Below are 5,336 nucleotides of genomic sequence, written 5' to 3' on the forward strand. Positions count from 1 at the left end.
CAGGCCCTGCGCCTGCGCTCGTTCGCCGAGTCTCAGCCCGGTCTTGAACCCACGGACGTGGGCTCGGCCCTCATCACCTCGCGGGCGGCTCTGGAACACCGGGCTGTGGTGCTCGGCGTTGATCGGGGTCAGTTGCTGGAGGGGCTGGACGCGCTGGCGAGCGGGCGGGAGAGCACACAGATCGTGACCGGGAGCGCGCGGCCCGGGCGGGTGGCGTTCATGTTCACCGGACAGGGAGCACAACGGCTCGGCATGGGACGGGAGTTGTACGACGCCGAGCCCGCCTTCGCCGCCGCCTTGGACGAGGCCGTCGACGCCCTGGACCCGCACCTGCCGCGACCCTTGCGGGAGGTTCTCTTCGGGAACGACCCGGAGCTGCTCCAGCAGACGCAGTACGCCCAGCCCGCCCTGTTCGCTCTGGAGACCGCGCTGTACCGGCTGGTCACCGACACCTACGGGCTGCGCCCCGACTACCTGCTCGGCCACTCCATCGGGGAACTCACCGCCGCCCACGCGGCCGGCGTGATGTCCCTCGACGACGCCGCACGGCTGGTCGCCGCCCGGGGCCGGCTCATGCAGGCCGCCCCCACCGGCGGAGCAATGATCGCCATACAAGCGAATGAAGAAGAAGTCGCCGAACAGCTGACGAACGGTGTCGACATCGCAGCCCTCAACTCACCTGACTCCACGGTCATTTCAGGTGACGCGGAGAAAGCCGAGTCCATCGCCGACCACTTCCGAGCCCTCGGCCGCAAGACCAGCCACCTGAAGGTCTCCCACGCCTTCCACTCCCCCCACATGGACCCCGTCCTCGACGAGTTCCAGCAGACCGCCACCACCATCGACTACCAGGCACCACACATCCCCGTCATCTCCAACACCACCGGACACACCGCCGACAACCTCACCTCCCCCGACTACTGGACCCACCACATCCGCAAACCCATCCGCTTCACCGACAGCCTCCACCACCTCTCGCAAAACGGCGTCACCACCCTCCTCGAACTCGGCCCCGACACCACCCTCACCGCCCTCGCCCGCACCACCCTCGCGGACACCCTTGCCGTCTCCGCCCTCCGCAAGAACTCCCCCGAACCGGACGCCCTCCGCACAGCCCTCGCCGAGCTCTGGACCCACGGCACCCCCGTCACCTGGCCGACCACCACCGGCCACCCCATCGACCTCCCCACCTACCCCTTCGACCACCAGCACTACTGGCTCGAATCGCGTACCGGGCCATCCGCCGCTCCTGCCGAAGACGTGCCGGAGAGCCGGTTCTGGGAAGCGGTCGAGCGGGAGGATCTGGACGCGCTGGCGACCACGCTGGAGTGGAACGGGAGCAGGGAAGACGAGGTGGACCGGTGGAGCGCGGTGCTCCCCGGGCTCTCCTCCTGGCGCAGGAAACAGCGCGAACGTTCCACGGTGGACGGCCTGCGCTACACCGTCTCCTGGCACCCGGTGCCGACCCGGGCAGGGGGCTCGGGGGGACCGGCGATGGGCACCTGGATCGCGCTGGTCGACGGGACCCAGGCGGAAGACCCGGGGACGCGCTCGCTCTTCGACGGCCTGTCCCGTCAGGGGGCCGAGGTGGTCGTCGTGACCGTCGATCCGGAGAACGCCGAACCCGGTGAGCTGGAGGCGCGTATCACTGCGGTCCTCGGCGAACGCCCCGACGCCCGCGGCGGCGTGCTCTCGTTTCTCCCCGCTCAAGGCAACCTCGTTCTGATCCAGGCTCTGGGCGATCTCGGCTCGGACGTCTCCCTGTGGTGTGTCACGAACGGCGCCGTCTCCGTCGCCGCGTCCCCCGGTGACGTCATCAGCGTCGACCAGGCAGCGATGTGGGGGCTGGGCCGGGTGGCCGCGCTCGAACACCCGGGTCTGTGGGGCGGTTTGATCGACCTTCCGGCGCCTGCTCCGGGCGCGGCAGAGGACCACCTGGTCCGCTCTCTGGCCGCCGTCCTGGCCGACCCCGGCGGTGAGGATCAGCTGGCGATCCGTACCTCGGGGGTTTTCGCCCGGCGTCTGGTGCGCGCGCCGCTGGCCGACGGCACGCCTTCACGCGTGTGGAACCCACAGGGCACCGCCCTGATCACCGGGGCCTCCGGCCCCCTGGCCGACCAGGTCGCCGACTGGCTGGTGCGCGAGGGCGCGGCTCGTGTCGTAGACGCGACGGACATCGACTCGCGCAGGGCGTTGTCGTCCGAGCTGATCGAGGAGCTCGGGTCGGCGGACACGCCCGTGGAGACCGTCGTGCACATCGCCGCCCGAGGTGACGGCATCGCGCTCCGTGAGCTCACTCCTGACAGCCTGGCGGAAACCCTCGGCCACGCGGACGCGGAGCGCGTGTTCGCGTCGCTTCCGGTCCGTGAGGACACCACATTCGTCTTCTTCTCGTCGTTCGCGGGGGCGGTCGGCGCCGCCGGGCTCGCGGCCGAGGCCGTGGCGGACGCCCTCCTCGACGCCCACGCGCACAACCTGCGCGCCGAGGGCAGGGCGGCCATCCATGTGTCCTGGGATGCCGGGGCGGCCGAACCCGCCTCGGTCGCCCCGGAGTTGCCCTTCCTCGCACTCCGGTACGCCCTCGACCTCGACCAGCACCGGCTCGCGGTCGCCGATGTCGACTGGCGGCGCTTCGCCCGGGTCTTCACGGCGACCCGGCCCAGCCGGCTGGTCGACGAGATACCGGAGGCGGCGGAAGCCGTCGTACGGCCCGGAGCGGGCGAGCCGGCCGAGAACGCGGCCGCGTCCGCCGCGCTGCGGGAAAGGATCGCCGCGCTGCCCAGGGCCGAGGGCGACCGGGTGCTGTCGGACCTGGTGCGCACGCACGCGGCCGCCGTGCTGGGGCTCGGCTCGGCCGACGCGGTCGGCGGTGCACTGGCCTTCAAGGAGTTGGGGTTCGACTCCCTGACCGCGGTCGAGTTCCGCAACAGGATGACCTCGGCGACGGGCCTTCCGCTGCCGGCGACTCTGGTCTTCGACCACCCGACGCCGGCCTCGGTCGTCGAACTGCTGCGTACGGAGATGGCGTTGGGCGAGGCGGACCCGGTGGCCGTCCTCCAGAGCGATCTCGACCGTGTCGAGGCGGGCCTGTTCGCCCTGGACGCCGCCGACGAGGACCACCGGATCATCGCCGATCGGCTCCAGGAACTGCTCTCCCGTTGGAACGACTCCCGTCGGCAGGCCGATGGGACTGGTCCGGCCGGGGGCGCGTCCGTCGCCGAGAGGCTCAGTTCCGCGTCGGACGACGACCTCTTCGACTTCATCCGTGAGGAGTTCGGCCGCCCATGAGGGTTCCGGCGTCCGTGTCCGCCCGTCTTCCACGTGTCCAAGGGGGTTCCCATGTCGAATGAAAAGCCCGCCGCGAACGACAGCCTCGTGTCACACGAGAGGTCCGCGCCGCGCGACGGCGCGCTCTCGAACGAGGAAAGGCTCCGGGACTACCTCAAGTGGGTCACCACGGATCTGCACGACACGCGTCGGCGCCTGCGGGAGACCCAGGAGGCGCAGAGCGAGCCGATCGCGATCGTCGGCATGGCCTGCCGGTTCCCGGGCGGGGCCGACTCCCCTGAGGAGTTCTGGGAGTTGGTCGCCGAGGGCCGTGACGCGATATCGGGCATGCCGACCGACCGCGGCTGGGACCTGGACGCCCTCTACGACACGGATCCCGGCCGTACGGGTACGTCGTATGCGCGCGAGGGCGGTTTCCTGCACGACGCCGGGCACTTCGACGCGGCTCTGTTCGGCATCTCGCCGCGGGAGGCGCTGGCCATGGATCCGCAGCAGCGGCTCGTCCTGGAGGCGTCGTGGGAGGTGCTGGAGCGGGCCCGGATCAACCCACAGTCCCTGCGTGGCAGCCGGACCGGTGTCTTCGTCGGCCATGTGGCCTCCGGCTACGGCGCACAGGTGACCGACGCCCCCGAAGGAGTGGAGGGGTATCTGGGCACCGGCACCTCCGCCAGCGTCGCATCGGGCCGGGTCGCGTACATCCTGGGTCTGGAAGGGCCGGCGGTCACGGTCGACACCGCCTGCTCCTCCTCGCTGGTCGCCCTGCACTGGGCCGAGCAGGCCCTGCGGGCCCGCGAGTGCTCGCTCGCGATCGTCGCCGGGGTGACGGTGCTGCCGTCCCCGCTGGCGTTCATCGAGTTCAGCCGCCAGCGCGGGCTGGCCGCCGACGGCCGCTGCAAGCCCTTCTCGGCGGCCGCGGACGGCTTCGGCTTCGCGGAGGGCGTGGGTGCCGTCCTCGTGGAGCGCCTGTCGGACGCGCGCCGCAACGGACGCGAGATCCTCGCGGTGATCCGCGGCTCGGCCGTCAACCAGGACGGCGCCAGCAACGGCCTGACCGCACCCAACGGACCGTCGCAGCAGCGGGTGATCCGGCAGGCGCTGGCCAACGCCCGTCTCGCGCCCGGTGACATCGACATGGTCGAGGCGCACGGCACGGGTACCGCGCTCGGCGATCCGATCGAGGCGCAGGCACTGCTGGCGACGTACGGGCAGGAGCGTCCGCAGGACCGCCCGCTCCGCCTGGGCTCGGTGAAGTCGAACATCGGCCACACCCAGGCCGCCGCTGGCATGGCCGGGATCATCAAGACCGTCCTCGCCCTGCGGCACGGCGTACTGCCCCGCACCCTGCACCTGGACGAGCCCACGCCGCACGTCGACTGGACGTCGGGCAGCATCTCCCTCCTCACCGAAGCGGCCCCCTGGCCCGCCTCGGACCGCCCGCGCCGGGCCGGTGTCTCCTCCTTCGGCATGAGCGGCACCAACGCCCACGTGATCGTGGAGGAGGCACCACGTCCCGAGGCGGACGAAGGCACGGACGACACCGCCGTGCCGCCCCGAGCCGAGAACGGGTCGACGCCGGTCCCCTGGGCGCTGTCCGGCAAGAGCCCCGAAGCCCTACGAGCCCAGGCGGCACGGCTGCGCACACGGCTCTCGTCCGACCCTGACCCCGAGGGCGACCTCGCCGGCATCGGCCGTGCCCTCGCCACCACACGCGCGGCACTCGAACACCGCGGTGTCATCCTGGCCACGGATCTCGCCGAGGCCGTCCGGGGTCTGGAGTCCCTGGCATCCGGAGAGGCCGCACCGGGAGTCGTGTCCGGCTCGGCACACCAGGGGGCGGGAGCGGTCTTCGTGTTCCCCGGGCAGGGGTCGCAGTGGACCGGCATGGGACGCGAACTCCTCGACACCTCACCCGAGTTCGCAGCCCGCATCGCGGAGTGCGAGACCGCCCTCACGCCCTACGTCGACTGGTCACTCACCGACGTACTACGCGGCAGCCCCGGCGCGCCCGGCTACGACCGCGTCGACGTCGTCCAACCCGCCCTCTTCGC

Annotated in this window: 2 protein-coding genes; both read left to right on the forward strand. The window is 71.6% G+C overall.

Features of this window, described 5'->3' with window-relative positions:
* Window positions 1-3,288: acyltransferase domain-containing protein (locus tag ACH47Z_RS46805; protein ID WP_399086645.1), on the forward strand; the 3,288-nt coding region annotated here is incomplete at its 5' end.
* Window positions 3,289-3,339: 51 nt separating this feature from the next.
* On the forward strand, window positions 3,340-5,336 hold a 1,997-nt coding region (locus ACH47Z_RS46810), incomplete at its 3' end, for a type I polyketide synthase (RefSeq protein WP_399086648.1).

It is taken from the genome of Streptomyces sp. NPDC020192, from assembly GCF_044388685.1.
Lineage (GTDB): Bacteria > Actinomycetota > Actinomycetes > Streptomycetales > Streptomycetaceae > Streptomyces.